At 45.8% G+C, this 19,877-nt stretch carries 16 protein-coding genes; 8 read left to right on the top strand and 8 right to left on the bottom strand.

Annotated features, from left to right (window positions below):
- Window positions 1-214 precede the first annotated feature (214 nt).
- The 4 genes from D5I41_RS02150 to D5I41_RS02135 all read right to left on the bottom strand — a co-directional run bounded on the left by D5I41_RS02150 (window position 215) and on the right by D5I41_RS02135 (window position 4,857).
- Window positions 215-1,222, bottom strand: coding sequence for a LacI family DNA-binding transcriptional regulator (locus D5I41_RS02150; RefSeq protein ID WP_119008286.1), 1,008 nt, complete (start codon window positions 1,220-1,222; stop codon window positions 215-217).
- A gap of 302 nt (window positions 1,223-1,524) precedes the next feature.
- Entirely contained in the window at window positions 1,525-2,826 is a 1,302-nt protein-coding gene (locus D5I41_RS02145) for a carbohydrate porin (RefSeq protein ID WP_119008285.1), read from the bottom strand.
- Window positions 2,827-3,418: 592 nt separating this feature from the next.
- On the bottom strand, window positions 3,419-4,441 hold the full coding sequence (locus D5I41_RS02140; protein WP_119008284.1) for a permease: 1,023 nt from the start codon (window positions 4,439-4,441) through the stop codon (window positions 3,419-3,421).
- A 125-nt stretch (window positions 4,442-4,566) separates the two neighbouring features.
- Window positions 4,567-4,857 (bottom strand): ArsR/SmtB family transcription factor, encoded by a 291-nt coding sequence (locus tag D5I41_RS02135; protein WP_119008283.1) that lies wholly within the window; start codon window positions 4,855-4,857, stop codon window positions 4,567-4,569.
- Between the two features lie 163 nt (window positions 4,858-5,020).
- Here D5I41_RS02135 and D5I41_RS02130 point away from each other — a divergent pair, with 163 nt between their 5' ends.
- Together D5I41_RS02130 and D5I41_RS02125 are read left to right on the top strand one after the other, a co-directional pair.
- On the top strand, window positions 5,021-5,203 hold the full coding sequence (locus tag D5I41_RS02130) for a hypothetical protein (RefSeq protein WP_119008282.1): 183 nt from the start codon (window positions 5,021-5,023) through the stop codon (window positions 5,201-5,203).
- An 8-nt stretch (window positions 5,204-5,211) separates the two neighbouring features.
- Window positions 5,212-6,420, top strand: coding sequence for an MFS transporter (locus D5I41_RS02125; protein ID WP_119008281.1), 1,209 nt, complete (start codon window positions 5,212-5,214; stop codon window positions 6,418-6,420).
- 85 nt (window positions 6,421-6,505) lie between these two features.
- Here D5I41_RS02125 and D5I41_RS02120 read toward each other — a convergent pair whose 3' ends face one another.
- The 4 genes from D5I41_RS02120 to phnW form a co-directional block, all read right to left on the bottom strand.
- Window positions 6,506-7,171 (bottom strand): HAD family hydrolase, encoded by a 666-nt coding sequence (locus tag D5I41_RS02120; RefSeq protein WP_119008280.1) that lies wholly within the window; start codon window positions 7,169-7,171, stop codon window positions 6,506-6,508.
- 206 nt (window positions 7,172-7,377) lie between these two features.
- Window positions 7,378-8,208: a phosphonoacetaldehyde hydrolase gene (gene phnX, locus D5I41_RS02115; protein WP_119008279.1), complete on the bottom strand. Its 831-nt coding sequence runs from the start codon at window positions 8,206-8,208 to the stop codon at window positions 7,378-7,380.
- Complete coding sequence (locus D5I41_RS02110) at window positions 8,201-9,601, bottom strand: aspartate aminotransferase family protein (RefSeq protein ID WP_119008278.1); 1,401 nt, start codon at window positions 9,599-9,601, stop codon at window positions 8,201-8,203. The genes phnX and D5I41_RS02110 overlap by 8 nt, the downstream gene beginning before the upstream one ends.
- Window positions 9,601-10,704 carry a 2-aminoethylphosphonate--pyruvate transaminase gene (phnW, locus tag D5I41_RS02105; RefSeq protein ID WP_119008277.1) on the bottom strand — a complete coding sequence of 368 codons (1,104 nt, stop codon included), beginning with the start codon at window positions 10,702-10,704 and terminating at the stop codon, window positions 9,601-9,603. Before phnW ends, D5I41_RS02110 begins: the two co-directional genes overlap by 1 nt.
- A 236-nt stretch (window positions 10,705-10,940) precedes the next feature.
- Here phnW and D5I41_RS02100 point away from each other — a divergent pair, with 236 nt between their 5' ends.
- The 6 genes from D5I41_RS02100 (at window position 10,941) to D5I41_RS02075 (ending at window position 19,803) form a co-directional block, all read left to right on the top strand.
- On the top strand, window positions 10,941-11,945 hold the full coding sequence (locus D5I41_RS02100; protein ID WP_119008276.1) for a putative 2-aminoethylphosphonate ABC transporter substrate-binding protein: 1,005 nt from the start codon (window positions 10,941-10,943) through the stop codon (window positions 11,943-11,945).
- A 67-nt stretch (window positions 11,946-12,012) separates the two neighbouring features.
- Entirely contained in the window at window positions 12,013-13,374 is a 1,362-nt protein-coding gene (gene pbfA / locus D5I41_RS02095) for a (R)-1-hydroxy-2-aminoethylphosphonate ammonia-lyase (protein ID WP_119008275.1), read from the top strand.
- A 997-nt stretch (window positions 13,375-14,371) separates the two neighbouring features.
- Entirely contained in the window at window positions 14,372-15,493 is a 1,122-nt protein-coding gene (locus D5I41_RS02090) for a putative 2-aminoethylphosphonate ABC transporter ATP-binding protein (protein ID WP_119008274.1), read from the top strand.
- Window positions 15,494-15,495: 2 nt separating this feature from the next.
- Entirely contained in the window at window positions 15,496-17,238 is a 1,743-nt protein-coding gene (locus tag D5I41_RS02085; RefSeq protein WP_119008273.1) for a putative 2-aminoethylphosphonate ABC transporter permease subunit, read from the top strand.
- 64 nt (window positions 17,239-17,302) lie between these two features.
- Window positions 17,303-18,007 carry a phosphonate utilization transcriptional regulator PhnR gene (gene phnR / locus D5I41_RS02080; protein ID WP_119008272.1) on the top strand — a complete coding sequence of 235 codons (705 nt, stop codon included), beginning with the start codon at window positions 17,303-17,305 and terminating at the stop codon, window positions 18,005-18,007.
- Window positions 18,008-18,396: 389 nt separating this feature from the next.
- Window positions 18,397-19,803 carry an FAD-dependent oxidoreductase gene (locus tag D5I41_RS02075; protein WP_119008271.1) on the top strand — a complete coding sequence of 469 codons (1,407 nt, stop codon included), beginning with the start codon at window positions 18,397-18,399 and terminating at the stop codon, window positions 19,801-19,803.
- The last annotated feature ends 74 nt before the right edge of the window (window positions 19,804-19,877 follow it).

Below are 19,877 nucleotides of genomic sequence, written 5' to 3'. Positions count from 1 at the left end.
AAGTTGTTTGGACAAGGCAGCCTAGATTTTTGCTGTGAATTTATTTATATGAACGCTTTAATATGGAGTTGAATTCGGGGGTATCTGAGGTCCTTTTTCTGGAACAATTATTTATTCTAGAGCGATCTTCGACCTGACGTCCCCTTAACTTATAAATCGACACTAAACGTCGAAGAGCCAAAAAAGACCGATACCGATTAGCTCGAATTTGGCGTTAGTTGTCTGTCGCTACCAACTGTACAGAGTCCCTGATAATAAGTTTAGGTATGAGATTAGACTCAACACTAGAAGGCATTTTGTTCAGCTTTTGCATCACGAGTTGAACCGCTTCTGTCGCCATTTGTTCAATGGGCATGTGGACCGTAGTTAAGCCTGGGCTGATATATCGATTGAAATCCCAGTTATCAAAGCCCACTAAAGAGACTTGTTCAGGCACTGAAATATTATGTTTTCGCAACGTTTGCATTGCACCAAACGCCATACGGTCATTTGAGGCAAATACTGCGGTAAATGGTTTTTCTCTGTTTATTATTCTTTCCATGGCCTTTGCACCGGAGGCCTCAACGTAATCCCCCTCGCACACTAGTTCATTAACGTACTCAATATTAGCTTCAGCCAAAGCGTCTTTATAGCCTTGGAATCTAGCTCTGGCTCCAGCTTTATATTGCGGGCCTGGGATGCATGCGATGTGACTATGGCCGTGATTCAACAGATACTGTGTAGCCGTGCGTCCGCCAAATTGATGATCAACGCTAATACAACTATCAGCAAGCTCTGGAACATAGCGATTCAGAATAACCAATGGGACTCCACGTTCATCAAGTTCCATTAAAAATTCATCATCTACTTCTAAGTTACCTAATATTATTGCGTCGACGCGACGACTCAAAAGGTACTCTACGGATTCTCTTTGTTTGTCCGTATTATCGGTTCCCGAGGTCGCGACGATATGATAGCCAAACTGACGAAAACCTTGTTCTACTGATTGAAAAAGCTTTGAATAGATTGGCCCGCCCAACTCAGGGACAACAATGCCAATACTTCCATTACGATTCAAACGATGGGAAAAATTAGTAAACCCTCGCTTATAGTCGAGTTCTTTTATCGCTTTTTCAACTTTAAGCTTTTTGTCATGACATACACGACCGTTACCATTGATTACTCTGGAAACCGTTGCCGCAGATACGCCAGCTCGCTTTGAAACATCTCTAATTGTCGCCATAAAATCTTAATCTCAGTCAAATTGAAAACGCATCCATTGTTAAGGCGCTTTTATTCCTAAGTGACTAATGATCCAATCGATTAAACCACAGTTCGCGCGCGCTAATAGTGAATATGACTGATTAAATCACCACAAGTTCATTCCCCCCAAAGTAAGAAAATGTAACAGTTAATCAAGGGGATCTAATGTCCGTCATCCGAAACAAAAAGTGGCTATGACGAGTCTCGTCATGGCCACTTTTTAGTTCGTAATCAATAGAGGCAATACATTATTTTTTAATTCTACATGCCATCAATGATGTATTACCACCAAGCTTCAAACATTGCACCAACAGTCACAGTGTCTTCATCTCTAACATAGGTTGGATCATAATCATTGACTGTATGCTCGTTGTCCGAGTTACCAACGGTTGCGTAGAAACGAAGCATTGGGCGTGCGGTCCCCATATCGCCAAATGCAATATTTTGAGACAGGGTCGTTTTCCAAGAGGAGTTTGTTGCATCATAGTCATCAAATTCAACAACGCTGTAGCCCATCTCTAGCCAAGTAGAATGTGTATCATTCCATGCATAGGTTGGGCGTACGATAATGTTAGCGTTTGCACGATCATCAACATCTTTCCCTTCGATTGTCTGGTACGCGGCTAGGTATTCGATACCGACTTGGTTAGTTACTGAATATCTGCCATCAAAACTGAACAAAAGTGCCGTTTGATCTTCAGCAAGATCAAAAACACTGTCTAATGCATTGTTTGAGTAACGCACAATAAAGTTCTGATCGTACATGCTTACTTGACCAGCAAGTTGGTAAGCACTGTTTGCCGCATCGACTGTCCAACCTTTCTCCGTTGTATTTTCGAGATCATCTTCTGACGTAAAACCGTAGTTCGCGAATAAGCTGAAATCAGCCGCGCCCAAAGACATGCTATGAAGCTTAGAAGTCACCGCGTAGCGCCCATTATCGTTAGTTGAAGCTCCATCAACCTGACCGACCACAGACATATCAAACATCACGCCACCAAGATCAAGGTTATAGAAACCACCACCTTGGCCATCGTGCATCATCCAAAAATAATCGTTTAGGTCTGTTGCAGGACGTTGATGAAAGTCACGACCAGCCCAAACATACAAATCTTGCTGAGATTCAAATAAGTTCGTCGCACCAGCATAGAATTTTTTCAGACCTATAGCGTCACCATCAGCATCACCTTGCCAATGTTCTAGCATTACCTGTACATCCCAGATAGCACCACTATCGTTTTGGAAGAATTTACCAAACTGGAACTCTCCACCGTTTCCTTCGTTGCCTAGACGACCGGTTGCATTGCTGTTCAAGGAACCATCTGTCGATACAAGTGTTGCATCATCAGCTCCATACGCCATGCCATAACGAGCATAACCGGTAAATACAACTCCTAACGGGACTTCGCTCTCTGAAGATAGTACTTGTGGTTGCTGATCATCTACGTACTCTGAAGTTTGTTTTTCTTCTAGAATCGCTAAGCGTTGTTTTAATTCCTCTAATTCTGCGTCAGCGAGAGAAGGCGCTGCAGATAACGTTGCGGTTACCGCCAAAGAGACAGGTAAGTACTTAAATTGTTTCATTATAATTTTCCGATTTATTATTTTATTTGGAATGTGTTTTGGGGGCAGAAAAATTATAGGGTTTGAAACAAAAGAAAATATTGAAGGGCTTCACAGCGAATTTTCTTTTTATGGTCAAAAAACAAACTTAAGAATAAGTGCTTTATTTTCAACTACTTGGTTGCAGAATTTCGAAGGGAAATATTTTGCGCACTAAAATATACGATCTGCATCACTAAAGTATGTAACTGAAACAATTCGTTTGCATCGTAAATCGTGTAACGTTTCACGAGCATAAAACATTACATCACGGACGTTCTCAGAAAATAAGCAAATAACAGCAGCATTTGCTACAAACTGATTCGTAACTTCCCAAATTAATCCTCCATTAAGTGCCGCGTGCTTACAAGAGCATGGGGCCAAATAACAATCAAGGGATGTTACTTCCTTTAATTATCACTTGTGACACTTTTGGACAAAAGTTCGCTAGCTAAACATACCTTTTGGCTATTCCTATGGCGCTTCTTTAAGTTAATCCTCAACAAAATAAAGGAGCTCATGTTGAGCTCCTTTATGATTATTACAAGAAAGTGTAATGGCTTGGCCGTTTCTTTTAGAACATGAAGTTGTATAGGAAGCCTGCACCAATTGCCATGCCAAGGATTACTGTTAAGAAAGCTGCAATCATTGGAGCCTTGAACAGTGATTTAAGTAAGATAACCTCTGTTAAGCTTGCACCTGCACTACCTATGATTAATGCCATTACTGATCCTAACGCCATCCCTTTTTGAACCAGTGCCGCACTTAGTGGGATTACCGCCTCAGCCCGGATGTAAAGAGGAATACCGATCACTGCTGCTACTGGAATTGCATACCATTTACCTTCACCTGCGTATTTCGCGATTAGGTCTGTTGGAATGAAACCGTAGATGAATGAGCCAATAAAGATACCTAGCAATAGGTAAGGAAGTACTTGTTTAAAGTCTTTCCAAGTTGAGTGCCAAATGCGTACCCAACGGCTTGGTTCAACAGTAGTTGCTGCTAATGTGCCATCACATTGCGTGGTCACTTTTACTTCTGGCTCTTTAGCGCTGTCACAGCAGCTAGTTGCAACTGGTTTTTGCTCTGGGGTTGCTGAGCAAGAGCTTTTCGCTGAGCCACAACCTGAGGTTTCAACTGCTTCATAAGCTTCTGGTTTTACAAAGCGCTCAAAGCCTAATTTCTCTAGCAAGAAGCCAGCGACTACAGAAACAGTCATCGCAATCAAGAAGTAGAAAACGGCTACTTTCAAGCTAAAGGTCACTACAAACAGACCAATAATGACAGGGTTAAGTAGTGGACTGGCAAACAGGAATACCATCATAGGGCCAAAGCCTGCACGTGCTCTAAGAAGACCTTTCAAGAAAGGAATGGTTGAGCAAGAGCAGAATGGAGTAATAGAGCCAAGTAGTGCCGCCACTACATAACCTTTACCGTTCTTTGAACTCAGTATGGACTGAATTTTTGCTGGGGTGATGTATTCCTGTAATACACCAACGAAATAGCTGATTGCTAAAAATAATATGGTTAGCTCAGCGGCTAAAAACAGGAACATGTTTCCTGCTTCTTTAAACATTGTGACTAATTCAGGGTTCATAATCTTTTTCTCTATATTTCTGGAATAGTCGAATTATAGGCTTGAGGAGATTTTATGCAAGCAAATATTTCGACTTTTATCGAAATATTTGCTTGTTGAGAATTAACGCATTGAATTCAAAGAAGTTAACACTCGTCGATGCAACATTCTTTTTGCAGAAAGTCGATGACTGTTTGTAGGTTTTCGTATTGAGCAACGCAAAATAGGGTACGCCCCTCACGGCGCTGCTCAATTAAATTGGCAGAAGTAAGGTTGGATATATGATGAGATAGGGTAGAACCTGGGATATCCAGACTCTGTTGAACATCGCCTACGGGAATGCCCTTATGGCCTGCGCGAACGACCAACTGATAGATACACAGCCTCGTTGGGTGGCCGAGTTCTTTTAGTGCCTTTGCGACTTGTTCTAATTGCATAGTTTCCTCCGATTTCATTTCCATAATAGTGGAAACACGAAGTGAGTGATACGTTAACCGATAATACATGCAAAATACGCATAATTTAAATCACATTTTGTCATTTGTGTCATGGAACTCCCCTCTATACTATTCGGGCCCTCAATCTAAACGACATAAGAACATGTTTTCACAATCATTACTTGCTGAGCTTACTCGCTGGACTCTTGCTCTAGTCATCAGCTTGATAGCACTGCATCACTGCCAACCCTTATTAGATGCTTTTTCCGAGCATGCTATGGCTGCAGGGTGCCATAGCCACGAGCAATCTGATTCACACATGCATCACCATCAACATAATCATTAGGAACACGAATGAGTATTTTTAGATTTCCACCACTAGTGTGGCTAGGAATTGGCATATTAATCGTTAGCCTTGGTATACGTCAGTCTTTCGGTATCTTTATGATGCCAGTAAGCAATTACTTCGACACGGGCCGTGAATTTTTTAGCTTAGCGATCGCATTGCAGAATCTCTTGTTTGGCATGTTCCAGCCGTTTATCGGGATGGCTGCGGACAAATGGGGCTCCAAGCGCATCATTATGTTAGGCGCCGGCGCGTATGCTTTAGGTCTACTACTTACTTCTATTACAACTTCTCATGTAGTGGTCTATTTCTCTTTAGGTGCTTTAGTCGGATTGGGCCTGAGCGCAACCAGTTACGTTATTATCTTGGGTGCGGTTGCCAAAGTCGTACCGGCCCAGCATGCAGCCAAGGCATTTGGCCTGACCACAGCTGCGGGTTCGTTTGGTATGTTTGCCATGATCCCTGGTGCTCAAGCACTGCTGGCCAATGTCGGTTGGCAAGGTGCGTTGCAAGTCTTTGCGTTACTGTGTTCCTTGATTATTGCCTTCGCGGTATTCATGAAAAGCAACAAGAAAGCGCAAGTAACTGAATCGGATACGCATGAGGAGCAAACCTTAAAACAAGCCCTAGGTGAGGCGTTTAAAAGTAGGTCTTACTGGCTGATTCATGCAGGCTTTTTTGTGTGTGGTTTTCATGTCATGTTTATCGCCACTCATTTACCAAGTTATTTAGCGGATAAGAACCTGCCGGCTTCTAGTGCCGCAATGGCATTGGCGTATGTGGGGATCTTCAATATCTTCGGTTCTTATTTTTGGGGAATGATGGCCGATCGCTTTGATAAGCGCCATGTATCTTTTGTATTGTACTTGTTGCGTGCGGCAGTGATTGCGGGCTTTGTGGCTTTGCCTATAACCAATATTAGTGCGACTATTTTTGGCGCAGCGATTGGATTCGTGTGGCTAGGTACAGTGCCTTTAACCTCTGGCTTAGTTCGCCAGATCTTTGGGGCACGTTACTTATCAACCTTATATGGTCTAGTCTTCTTTAGTCACCAGATTGGTAGCTTTCTGGGCGCTTGGGCAGGCGGTCGTATCTACGACTACTATGGTAGTTATGAACCTATCTGGTGGTCTACGGTGGCGCTTGCGTTAGTAGCTGCAGTGATCCATCTGCCTATTAATGCGAAGCCAGTCGAGCGCTTAGTCGCTCAGCATTAATAGATAGGGCATCATCGATGAACTCGATGGTGCCTATAATTTGTTAGCTGTTAGCTGTTAGCTGTTAGCTGATTTTTAATTCTTGCTAGAGTCTCCAACTCAAGATCTTCCAGCCATTCGAATTGGCTTCAATTTCCAACTGAGCACAGGGATTCACCGCAAAGGCGGAATCTGCTCGAACACACATAGGCTTATCGTTTATAGAATCTGAATAGAACTCTACCTTGTGTTGAGTGAGTTCAGGGTTCTGCGTAAGCCAATGCTCAAACTTCTTAACCTTGCCTTCTCTAAAGGTGGGGATACCAATCATGTTTCCTTTGAAGAAGCCGTTTTCTTGCTCGAGTTCGATGCCAAAAGCCGTTTTAAAACCTAGGGCTGTCGCCACTACCTGTACTAGGTAATCAACCGTCGCTGAGATAAGCACGCGAGGCTCTCCAGTTTGGTCTATCTCTTCTAGCAAACTCTTTGCTTCAGGGTAAAAGATGGGAAGGATACGCTCTGTGACGAAGTGACTTGCCAATGACTCGAGCTTGATTTTCGGCACCTCTAGAAGTGGTAGCATGGCAAAATCGAGATAGTCCCCCATGTCTTGAGTGCCTGCTGCGTAGAGTTCCATTTGACGAGCGTCTTCTTGCAGAAAGTCAGGGTCTGAGATCACCCCCTTTTCAACTAGGTATTCATGCCATAGCACGGCGCTGTCACCAGCAATTAAGGTCTCGTCGAGGTCAAAAACATGGATGGATTGCGTCATTTATTAATTTCCAATAATTGTGTTCGTCTGCCAATACGTATAGACAGAAAATCCCGACCAATATGACACTGGTCGGGACCACTATACCCTTGTTACTTTAAGCTTTAATGAAGTTTGCTGATACCTTCGAAATAGCATGCAAACTCATTCATCATTAGGCCTAAGCTCAAAGGCTATGTTTGATATTTGTCTAAGCTCTGTGTGAATTATGGGCGTTCACCGTTTTGCAGTCGGCGCTCAATGTCAGCGATAACCTGAGGCATATCTGCGATGGTATCAATCAGGTAATGAGGGTTAGTTTTCTCAAGCTTAGTGCGCGCTTTTTCACGAGCAGCTTGTAGCGTCACCTCATCGGCATCTAGATATTCTTGCAGAGTAAGCCCTGCCTCGTTACCGGAAAGCAACAAACCGACAGTCCACATTCCTGCGTTATGACCCTCGTCGATACCAGGACCGGCATCATCGACTTTAATGCAAGAACGAACGTCCGTAACGCCAAGCTCGATGACATTTTTTAGCGCCATAAATGGAGCAGGGCGGCCGCCTTGTGGCAGATCATCGGTTGCGACAACGCAATCTGGGTTGTAACCGTACTCTTTTGCAGACTCGACTAATACATCCATCACCTGACGCGGGTAGCCAGAGCAAGAACCGATCTTGATGCCTTTTTCTTTTAGGCCATTAACCACATCTAGCGCATGCGGGATAGGGGCTGCATGATCGGATACTTTAGCCTTTTGCAAAGGCATAAAGGTTTGGTAGATGCTGTCAATATCGTCTGAGTTCATCTCACGACCAAAGCGTTCAATCCAGCGAGCCTTAACTGCAGGGATCTGGCCAACAGCTTGGATATGGTCCCACTTGCCAAGGCCCATAGGCTCGCGAGCCTCTTCTAGGCTCAGGTCAAAGTCAAATTCACGCTTGAATGCTTCAACAAAGATACTGGTTGGAGCAAAAGAGCCAAAATCGACAATAGTGCCAGCCCAGTCAAAGATAACGGCTTGGATCTCTGAACGAGAAAGAGTTGAGTTAGACATAGTTAAAATCCTTACATACCTTCGCGATTGCGTTTTCAAAAATGTGTAGAGCCGTAATCAATTGTTCACGGCTAATAATTAGTGGGGGACTCAGTTGAGCGACATTACCTTGAGAAACCTTAAAGCTCAGTCCATCGTTCAAGCATTGATAAAGCACAGCTTCAGCCTCGTCGAATGCTCGCTCTTTAGTGATGTGGTTGGTAACCAGTTCAACACCCCATAAAAGACCAATACCGCGAACATCGCCGATAATGGAGTAAGTCTGCTTCATTCGTTCGAGCTCACCTCGGACAAATTCGCTGTCGTTACGTACCTTCTGAAGAACATCCTCTTGTTCTATGGTTTGCATGGTTGCAAGGGCAGCAGCACAGCCAATTGGGCTTTTCTCATGGGTGTAGTGACCCAGTGATACTTGAGCGGCCGTGTTGTATTTGTCCTTGGTTACCATAGCTGCAATAGGCACTACGCCACCGCCAAGGCCTTTACCGATACATAGGATATCCGGCTCGATATCAAACGCTTGATAGGTAAACCACTCGCCACTGCGACCCATACCATTGGGGATATCATCGATGATCAGCATGACGTTGTGTTTGTCACAGATCTCGCGAACGCGCTGCCAATACGCCTTACTTGGCACCTGAACATCGGTGTTTCGCACGCCTTCAGCGATGAAGGCGCCAATGCCACCCTCTTTTTCAATCACGTACTCAAGGTAATCCGCGTAGTGAACATCGCTACCATCTTGAGAGGGCAGTGCGCCTCGGTAGGATACTGCTGGCGGAATACGCTCAACGCCGGCTAAAAGTGGGCCCATTCCCTCGCGGAAACAGGCCTCACCGCCAACAGAAATGGCATCCAGAGAAGCACCGTGGAAAGAGTCCCACAAAGAGACGACCTTAAAGTTCTTGGTGACATGACGAGCAAGCTTAAGCGCCATACCTACGACAGAGGTACCACCGGGTGCAAACAGCACGCGATTGAGGTCACCGCCACAGATCTCGGTCAGCTTCTCTGCGCAGGCTACCGCTGTTTCATTGGTAAATCGGCGTGGTGAGAATGGCAATTCAGCAAGTTGCTTACTGATGGCATTCAGCACAGCAGGGTGGCCGTAACCAAGCTGGTGGACATTGTTGCCATGAAAATCCATGTAGCGCTTGCCGTGTGTATCCTGAATGAAGATTCCGTCGGCGGCTTCCAGAGAGTCTAAGCATGGCGTAGACATAGCTTGATGCAAAAACACCTCTGAATCCCTTTTTAATAGGGCTTGGGTTGGCTCATGTTGCAGAGACTCATTCCACTTTATGCGCGCCGGTGTGGTGTTAACATCACCCTCACTGCGAAAATGGGTTGGCTTTACTTGGTTTTGATTTGTTGTTTCAGCCTGGTTCATTATTTGATTTCCCAGTACATTGCTTTTTCTACCGCTTCGATAAGACGCTCGATATCACTTGGGTATACCTCACCGATATTACCGATACGGAAACAGTCTGCGTTCGAGACCTTACCAGGATAAATTACAAACCCTTGTTCTTTTAGGCGGTCATAGAATGCCTTGAACTGGTAGTCGCTGTGCGCAGGAGAATAGAAAGAGGTGATGATAGGTGAGTGCAAGGCTTCATTAAGCAGGGGTTCGAAACCTAGCTTGCGCATACCTTGAACGAGAGTGCGCTGGTTCTTGGTATAGCGAGCTTCACGAGCCTCAATACCGCCTTCTTGTTCCAGTTCTAGGAGTGCCTGATAGAAGGCACGGACGGTATGGGTTGGAGAGGTGAAGCGCCACTTGCCATGATTGTTCTCCATGCAATGCCATTGGTCATAAAGATCTAGGCTTAGAGAGCGAGCGAGTCCCTTGCACTTCTCAAGCTCAGAGAGTTTTGCGATAACAAAACCGAAGCCGGGTACGCCTTGGATACACTTGTTTGCTGAACTGATCATAAAGTCCACATCAAGGTCAGCGATGTCCATTTGAATACCACCAAAGCTCGACATAGCATCCAGAATCACTACCTTGTTATAGCGTTTAGCCAGTGCCGCAACCTCTTGGATAGGGTTGAGCATTCCGGTTGTTGTCTCACAGTGTACGACCGCAACGTGTGTGATGGCCTTGTCTTCTTGTAGCGTCTTTTCGACGGCTTCAAGTGAGGGCTGAGACGTCTCTCCTGGAGCTATCGTGGTTGAAGCAATGTTTAGATAGTCCGCGATTTGTGCCATACGTGCTCCGTAAGCACCATTATCGACAACCAGCAATTTACCGTCTTGTGCAATGGCACTGCCTATCGTGGCCTCAACGGAAGCTGTGCCGCTACCTTGCATCAATACGCTTGTGTAGCCGGGACGATTTGTTGCTAGAGCTACTAGCTTGGAGCGAATGACTTCAACGATTTCTTTGTTGTAGTCGTCATCCCATGTACACCAGTCTTTAAGCATCGCTTGGCGAACGGTTTCTGATGTCGATAGTGGGCCTGGTGTTAGCAAAAGGTATTCGTTTTTCATCTCAATATCTCAATTGTGGACTATACCAAATTTTGAAGAGACTTTAGCAGGACTGTTTTTGGTTCGTAAATAGCCAATTTGCCATTTCATAAAAGTTTCACATTGGCGGTTTTTTGACAGGTGAGGGGAAGTTTAAGCCACAAAACTGCAATTTTATGTTCATTTAATCGTAATACTCAGCTTCTAATCTTTATCTCGTTATCTGGTACAGACCACAATTTTGGAGATAAGGGAAGATGAAAAACCGTTTTGTAAAAAGTTCTTTGGCTGCACTAGTAGCTATGATGGCAACCAATGCATTTGCAGCGACAGAAGTGACGGTTTACACCGCGTTTGAAGCTGACATCCTAGCTAAGTACAAGAATGCTTTTGAGAAGGCTAACCCAGATGTAGCAATTAACTGGGTTCGTGATTCAACGGGCATCATGACCGCTAAGCTTCTGGCTGAGAAAAACAACCCTCAAGCAGAAGTGGTATGGGGCCTAGCGGGTTCTTCTATGGCGCTTCTAAAGGAAGAGGGCATTCTTAAGCCATACACACCAAAGGGCCTAGAGAACCTACACGCTGAACTAAACGACCCACAAAGCACTCAGGCTTGGTACGGTAATGATGCGTTCTTCAACGCAGTTTGCTTCAACGAAGTAGTGGCTAAGCAGCTTGACCTACCTAAGCCAACGTCTTGGGAAGACCTAGCGAAGCCGGTATACCAAGGCCACATTGCAATGCCAAACCCAGCGTCTTCGGGCACTGGCTACATGCAGGTTTCTGCATGGCTACAAAACATGGGCGAAGACAAGGGCTGGGACTACATGGCTCAGCTTCACCAAAACATCGCACACTACACGCACTCTGGTTCTAAGCCATGTGTTCAAGCGGGTATGGGTGAGGTTGCAATCGGTATTTCCATGGCAAGTCGCGGCGCTAAGCTGAAGACTCAAGGTGCACCGCTAGATGTGATTACTCCAGCCGGTATCGGTTGGGAATCGGAAGCCGTTGGTCTAGTTAAGGCATCTGATGCAGCGCAACGTGTGGTTGACTGGTCTATCTCTAAAGAAGCGAACGAGTTGTACGTTGAGATGTACCCAGTAGTGGGTCATAAAGACGTTGAAGCGGTCGTTTCTAACTTCCCTAACGTTCAACAAAACATGGCGAACATGGACTTTGCTCGCATGGGTAACGAACGCGCAGACGTTCTTAAGACTTGGTCTGACAAATTTGACGGTAAGTCTGAAGCAAAATAATGAACCACTAAGGTTTTAGTATTGTTAAGCCTGCCATTTTGGCAGGCTTTTTTATGGGAAAAATTCAATGCAAGAGATCAGCCGAGAGCAAGGCGACATTAACCTATCCGAGCGTCGCAAAGACTATCAACAAGATGCACTTAGTGTGCAGGCAACTGAGTTAATCGAAAGAGACAAAAATGCCTTCCTTCACCAGAGCCTAAGCACTCCAGTGATGAATGCCATCGCCAAATCTGATGGTGCTTATATCTATGACTTTGAGGGAAATAAGTACCTAGATTGTCACGGAAACGGTGTGCATGCTGCGGGCTTTAATAATGATTACGTCTGTGAAAAGGTGGTTGAGGCTCTTCGTGACAAGAACACCTTTACCTCTCGCCGCTATACCAACACCAATATTGTTGCTCTAGCAGAAAAGCTAATAGAGGTAACGCCGAAAGAGCTAGATCGCGTTTCCTTTTGTCCGGGTGGTTCTGAGGCAATAGAGCTCGCGGTCTCTTTGGCAAAATCCTACACCGGGAAGTGGAAAACCATCTCGTTCTGGGACTCTTATCACGGCAATGGATTTCAGTCTGCAAGCCTAGGAGGGGAGCGCTTATTTAAGCAAGGTCTTGGCCCTATGGTACCGGGTGCATTGCACGTTGAATTTCCAAATTATCAAAATAACGCATGGGGTTTTACTGACTCAAGGCGAGTTGATAACGAAATCCTGCGCCAGATGGAGATCTTGTTTGAAAAGGAAGGAGACATCGCGTGTGTTGTCGGAGAACCGATCAGCGCGACACCGAACATGCCCACTCAGTATTTTTGGCAACAAGTAAAAGACTTGTGTGATAAACACGGCGCCTTGCTGATCTTTGATGAGATCATTGAGGGCTTTGGTCGTACCGGTAAGATGTTTGCCAGCGAGCATTATGTGACTCCCGATGTCCTGGTACTGGGCAAATCCTTGGGAGGTGGTCTAATGCCATTTGCAGGCATAGTGACCAAAGAAAAATTCAATGTTTTAGAGACTCAAGCCATTGGACATTACACCCATGAAAAGAATGGATTGTGTGGCGCAGCTGGCCTTGCCACTATTGAATACATTGAGCAGCATCAACTTGTTGAAAACTCACGCAGATTAGGCGAGCTTTTAATGGATGGATTCAAAAAACTGCAACACACTTATCCTATTGTCGGCATGGTTGATGGGATTGGCCTTCACATTGGCGTAGAGATTTTGTCAAAACAAAGTACTCAGCAACGAGGTGTCGATGAAGCCGAACGCATTATGTACCGCTGTATGGAGCGAGGCTTGGCGTTCAAGTTGATTGAAAAAAGTGTCATTACCCTGCGCCCATCGCTCGTGATAACGGATAAAGATGCACAATTTATTCTGGATACCATTGAAGAAGCGGTTCGGTTTGTGATGGAAGAGCCTGAATAGCGAGAGTGAAAATGGCGACTTTTAACATTGTAGAGTGTGACCATCGTTAGCGTCGGCCATTGCCCAAAGCCGTTATCACCAAAAGTCGTCATCCCGGAATTTGCAGCGCAAATATCCGGGATCTGGTGGGTATCGAGGGTAGAAGACCCCGGCTAAGAGCCCACCGGGGTGACGGTGTGTTTTGATATTGCTGAGTGTGGCTATTGTTTGTAGTGGCCATCGTTAGCATCGGTCATCCCCCAAAGAGTTCATCACCTAAAGCCGCCACCACCTCAATCCGTCATCCCGGAATTTGCAGCGCAAATATCCGGGAGCTGGTGAGTGTCGAGGGTGGAAGACCCCGGCTAAAAGCCCGCCGGGGTGACGGTGGTTTTTGATATTGTGGGATGTGACTATTGTTTGTAGCGGCCACCGTCTGTATTGGTCATTGCTCAAAGCGTTTATCATCCAAAGTCGTCATCCCGGAATTTGCAGCGCAAATATCCGGGATCTGGTGGGTGTCGAGGGCAGAAGACCCCGGCTAAAAGCCTGCCGGGGTGACGGTAGTTTTTGATATTGAGGGAGTGTAGCTATTGTTTTTAGTGGCCACTGTCTGTATTTGTCATTGCTCAAAACAGTCATCACCCACAGTCGTCATCCCGGAATTTGCAGCGCAAATGTCCGGGATCTGGTGGGATTTGGGGGCAGAAGACCCCGGCTAAGAGTTCACCGGGGTGACGGGGGTTTAATACTCTACAATGTGACCATCGACTGCCGGGGAGATGGTTATTCTTAACATGTTGGTGTGATTCCAAAGGGTGAATAATAGGCCTGAGAAAGGTGCGGGTTAGTCACTTAGCTCAGAACCAACAGCATAATGAATTCATACAGCTAGACCTAGGTGCAAAATCTATCGGTCGATGCGTCAAAAACTATACTGTCATCGTTTCTCTACATTAGCTTAATCAATTTGTCATACTCTCAATTTATCTTTGGTATATACCATTTGGAGAGTGTTATGAATACCAACCAAACCTATCTAGAAATTAATAATGTAGTGAAGCAATTCGGTCAGTTCACTGCATTGCAAGATATCTCGCTTTCAATTAATAAAGGCGAGTTCGTCTGTTTCCTTGGCCCATCTGGCTGCGGTAAAACAACCTTGCTACGTGGCATTGCCGGTCTAGACCTGCCAACTTATGGGCAGATCATGCAAGGCGATAAAGACATTACCTTCTTACCACCAGAGAAGCGTGACTTTGGTATCGTGTTCCAGTCTTATGCCCTATTTCCGAACCTAACTGTGGCAGACAACATCGCCATTGGACTTCGCAATCAAGGTTCTTCTAAGGCACAAGCCCAAGAGCAAGTAGAGCAATGGCTTGAAACAATTGGGCTACCAACGTCTGCCAAAAAGTTCCCTGCACAATTGTCTGGTGGTCAGCAGCAACGTGTTGCCCTTGCCCGAGCACTGGCACTGTCACCCGGTTTACTTCTGCTTGATGAACCCTTGTCGGCTTTGGATGCAAAGGTACGAACTCACCTTCGTGAAGAGATCTGTCAGCTTCAACGTAAGCTAGGTATTACCACCATCATGGTGACACACGACCAAGAAGAGGCACTATCCATGGCTGATCGTATTGTGGTCATGAATCATGGCGTGATTGAGCAAGTGGGTGCCCCTCAAGAGATCTACGAGAAGCCAGCAACACGTTTCGTAGCTGAGTTTGTCGGTAGCATGAATTTCTTTGAAGCAACAAAGATTAACGATACTCAGGTTCGTATTCATGACCATGTCATTAACGTTGAATGTGCTGACTTCATGCAAAAAGAAGTGGTTGAAGGTGGCAGCAACGAGACATTTGAACTGGCTTTGCGTCCTGAGAGTCTGTTCTTCACTGACAGTGACCTTAATTCACTGACGGTTAAGATTGAGATGCTTGAATTCCAAGGGGCTTATGTTCGTGTTGATTGTCGCATCTATGGTCATCCGGAACTGCCTCTAGTGGGGGTTGATGTGCCGGTACGAGAAGCACGTAAACTGGCGCTTAAGCTCGACGAAATTCGCCATCTAAGCCTAGTGACCAAGCATATGCATGCTTTTCCACTGCCAAAAACGGCAAAGAGTAAGGCCGCTTAATCATGAAGACCGACGTTATGAACAACAACCCATTGTCTGAGAATGGCAAGATACCAACGGCGAATATCTGGACCTTTTGGACCAAGAAGTTAAGCCGTGACAACCTGACGCTTGCAGGGATCCTAGCGGTTCTCTTTGTGTTTATGTGGCTGTTTATCATCATGCCAATGTGGGCAATGCTGACCAAGAGTGTGCAAAACTCAGACGGTGAGTTTGTGGGCCTTGCCAACTTTGTTACCTATTTCTCATCACCAAGCTTGTGGTACTCGCTGACCAATACCTTGACCGTGGGTTTCTTGGTGACAATCATTGTCGGCTTACTTGCGTTTGGTTATGCCTTTGCCTTAACTCGTTCGTGCATGCCCTTTAAGACACTGTTTCAGGTGCTGGGTACGGCGCCAATCTTGGCTCCGTCTCTGCTTCCTGCGATCAGTTTGATCTTCCTTTTTGGTAATCAGGGTGTGGCGAAGGAGATGCTGGGCGGTGCGTCGGTTTATGGCTTGATTGGTATCACCATGGGCTTAGTATTCTGGTGTTTCCCGCATGCGTTGATGATACTGACTACTTCGCTTCGTACCTCGGATGCAAGACTGTATGAAGCAGCGAGAGCACTGAAGACCTCACCAATTAAAACCTTCTTTGTTGTTACATTGCCAGCAGCCAAATATGGCTTGATCAGCGCCCTTATCGTGGTATTTACCCTGGTAGTGTGTGATTTTGGCGTACCTAAGGTCATCGGTGGCAGTTACAACGTACTGGCGACCGACATCTTTAAGCAGGTAGTAGGCCAGCAAAACTTCTCCATGGGTGCCGTCACCAGTATCTTACTTCTTATGCCTGCTTTGCTTGCGTTTGCGGTAGATCGTTGGGTACAGAAGAAGCAGAAGAACTTATTTGATACTCGCTCAGTCGCTTACGAGCCGAAGCCCAATAAGGTACGTGACTCTTTTTGTCTTGTTTATTGCACCTTGATTAGCCTAACGGTACTGACTGTATTAGGTATGGCGGTTTATGGTTCACTAGTCACGTTCTGGCCTTGGAACAAAGCGCTTACTCTAAATAATTACAACTTTAGTGAGCTGAGTACCTACGGTTGGAGCCCATACTTTAACTCGCTGACCCTAGCCGGTTGGACGGCACTGATTGGTACCGTGGTGATCTTTATTGGTGCTTACTGCATCGAAAAAGGCCGTGCATTTGGTCCACTGCGCCAGGTGTTGCAAATGTTGAGTGTGGTGCCTATGGCGGTTCCAGGTATGGTGCTTGGTTTGGGTTATATCTTTTATTTCAATGACCTAAATAACCCACTGAACATGCTTTATGGCACAATGGCCTTCTTGGTCGTCAATACTGTGGTTCACTACTACACAGTTGGTCACATGACAGCCACAACGGCATTGAAGCAGATCCCCGCAGAGATCGAATCTACAGCGGCATCAGTGAAGTTGCCTCAGTATAAGCTGTTTTTTAAGGTGACCTTACCTGTTTGTATGCCTGCGATTCTCGACATTGCTGCATACCTATTTATCAATGCGTTGACCACGACCTCAGCGGTAGTATTCTTGTATTCAACCAATACGATTCCAGCCTCTGTGTCGGTGTTGAATATGGATGACACTGGTCAAACGGGTGCGGCAGCAGCAATGGCAGTCATGATTATGATCTCGGCGGCGACTGCTAAACTGGTACACATTGGTCTAGACAAGATTCTGGGTAAACGCACCCAAGCTTGGCGCAAACGCTAATACAATCACAATAATGATTCGCTAATTATAACGATTGTAGAACTATTAAGATTAAGGAACGTAAGTGCAGTACGTTAAAATAAAAGACGTTATTGTTGAACAGATTGAGTCGGGGCAGCTTGCCCCGAGGCAAAAACTCCCTTCGGAGCGTAAGCTGGCAGAGTCGTTTGATACCACTCGAGTCACTTTGCGTGAGGCTTTATCTCTACTCGAGGCTGAGGGAAAGATCTACAGAGAGGATCGTCGCGGTTGGTTTATCTCACCAATGCCACTGCGTTATGACCCAACGCAGACACTCAACTTCATCAACATGGCGAAACAACAAAATCGTATTCCAAAGACGGAGTTAGTCAGTGCGCGAAGCATTCTCGCGACTAAGCAAGCATCCGAGCTTCTAGATCTGCCACCCTTCTCTGACGTGTTCCACGTTGAGCGTGTGCGCTATCTCGAAGATCGCCCTGTGGTGTACGTGACCAACTATATTCGCCCAGAATTAGTACCAACCTTGCTAGAGAACGATCTGACTCAATCCTTGACCGATCTCTACCGCGAACAATTTGGCTTGGTTTATTGCCAGACTCGCTATCGCGTTAGCACCACCTCCTTGCTAGGGAATATGGCCCAAGCACTAAGAGCCACTGCAGGTAGCCCAGCAATGCTGGTTGAGCGTCTTAACTACGACCAAGACGGTAACCTTATTGACTGTGACTTGGAGTACTGGCGTCACGATGCCATCAGCATCGAGTCATTGGCCAAATTAGAAAGGTGAGTTGAGTACGTCACCACACGTCATCCCGGAAAGTTCAAAGAACTTATCTGGGATCTTAGGAAGTCCTGAGCTGGCGTTGTACGTTTTCTAAGATCCTGACTTTCGTCAGGATGACGGAAGGTATGTGGGTAATACGTAACAGGGCCGCCATAGATAGCAAGAGTACGTCACCACACGTCATCCCGGAAAGTTCGAAGAACTTATCCGGGATCTTAGGAAGTACAGGACCGGCGTTGCACGCTTACTAAGATCCAGACTTTCGTCAAGGTGACGGCCAAGCACTATCAATCAATACCAACTATCTCTAACCCAGACAAATGCACTGGGTTAGTTTTTTGCGCCTAAATTTTGGCATTTTGTTTAAAAATACAACACTAAGTAGGTGTGTCATGAGTGGAAAAACTCATCCTTGTCATTGGATAGCAGAAGCAAAACAGAAAGAAAACTGGGCAGAACCAACGCCACTACAACGGGACATTGAAGCCGATATCTGCATTGTAGGCGGTGGCTATACCGGCCTTTGGACAGCAATCATGCTTAAGCAAAAGTCACCAAATAAAAAGGTGGTGATCCTTGAGAAAAGCTTCTGTGGCTCTGGTGCATCAGGGGTGAATGGTGGCTGTCTGCTCACTTGGGCGACTAAGTACCCATCAATGGTGAAGATGTTCGGTGAGAAACAGGCTAAGTTTCTGGTCGAGGAGTCTGAGCATGTCGTATTTGAGATTGAAGCGTTTTGTCAAGAACACGATATTAATGCTGGCCTGCGTCGCAATGGCACGTATTACACAGCCACTAACACAGCTCAACGTGGCTCTATGAGCCCTACCGTTGAAAAGTTAGATAGGCTCGGTATCAATAGCTGGCGTGAAACCGATGAACAAGAGCTCAATGACAACACAGGATCGGCTAGGCATGTCGAGGGGTATTACTCTGAGGCGGCAGGCAGTGTTCAGCCAGCTTTGTTGGCACGAGGCCTGCGCAAGGTGGCTCTTGAGCTCGGCGTAGAGATCTTTGAGAACAGCGAGATGCTAGAGCTGAAATATGGTCAACCCGTCACCGTGATCACCAAGCAAGGCTCAATAAGAGCACAGCAGGTTGTACTTGCCTTGAACGCCTGGATGGTTGAGAAGTTTAAGGCGTTTAAGAACAGCATTGTAGTGGTGTCTTCAGACATGGTGATCACTAAACCTGTACCAGAGCTGTTGAAGAAATCGAAACTGGCTGAGGGTGTCACTGTGGTGGATTCGCGTATCTTTGTTCACTATTACCGAGATACGGTAGATGGACGCTTGATGCTAGGTAAAGGAGGCAACCAGTTCTCGTTTAATAACCAGGTTGATCCTATGTTTAATCAGCCTACCAAGTATCTTGGATTGCTCAATAATGCCTTTGATAACTTATTTCCAAACATTGGTCGTGAACAGATAACAGCAAACTGGACGGGTGGTTCAGATCGCTCTACTACAGGCTTTCCTTTCTTCGGGAACATCAATAAACAAGACAATGTATTTTATGGACTTGGGTATTCCGGAAATGGTGTCGCTCAGACGCGCATTGGTGGAAAAATCCTATCTTCGATGGTGCTTGCAGAGAATAACGACTACTCAAATTGCGCATTAACCGGTGGGCCGCGAGGTTATTTCCCTCCAGAGCCTGCTCGTTGGCTTGGCGCCATGATGGTTCGTGATGCGGTGCGTCGCAAGGAATCAGCCGAAGACAATGAACGAAAGCCATTTGTATTAGACAAACTCTTGTCCAAATTGGCGGGTCCTGCAGGTAAGGCAGATAAGGTATAGATGGCTATTTACACCGTCTGATAGCGCTTATTTTCATATGTGTAAATATTAGTTTGTAAAAAAGGGGACTGTAT

The sequence above is a fragment of the Vibrio superstes genome (assembly GCF_003569005.1).
Taxonomy (GTDB): domain Bacteria; phylum Pseudomonadota; class Gammaproteobacteria; order Enterobacterales; family Vibrionaceae; genus Vibrio; species Vibrio superstes.
The sequence above is the reverse complement of the archived record's forward strand: the minus strand, read 5'-3'. Positions and strand labels throughout refer to the sequence as shown.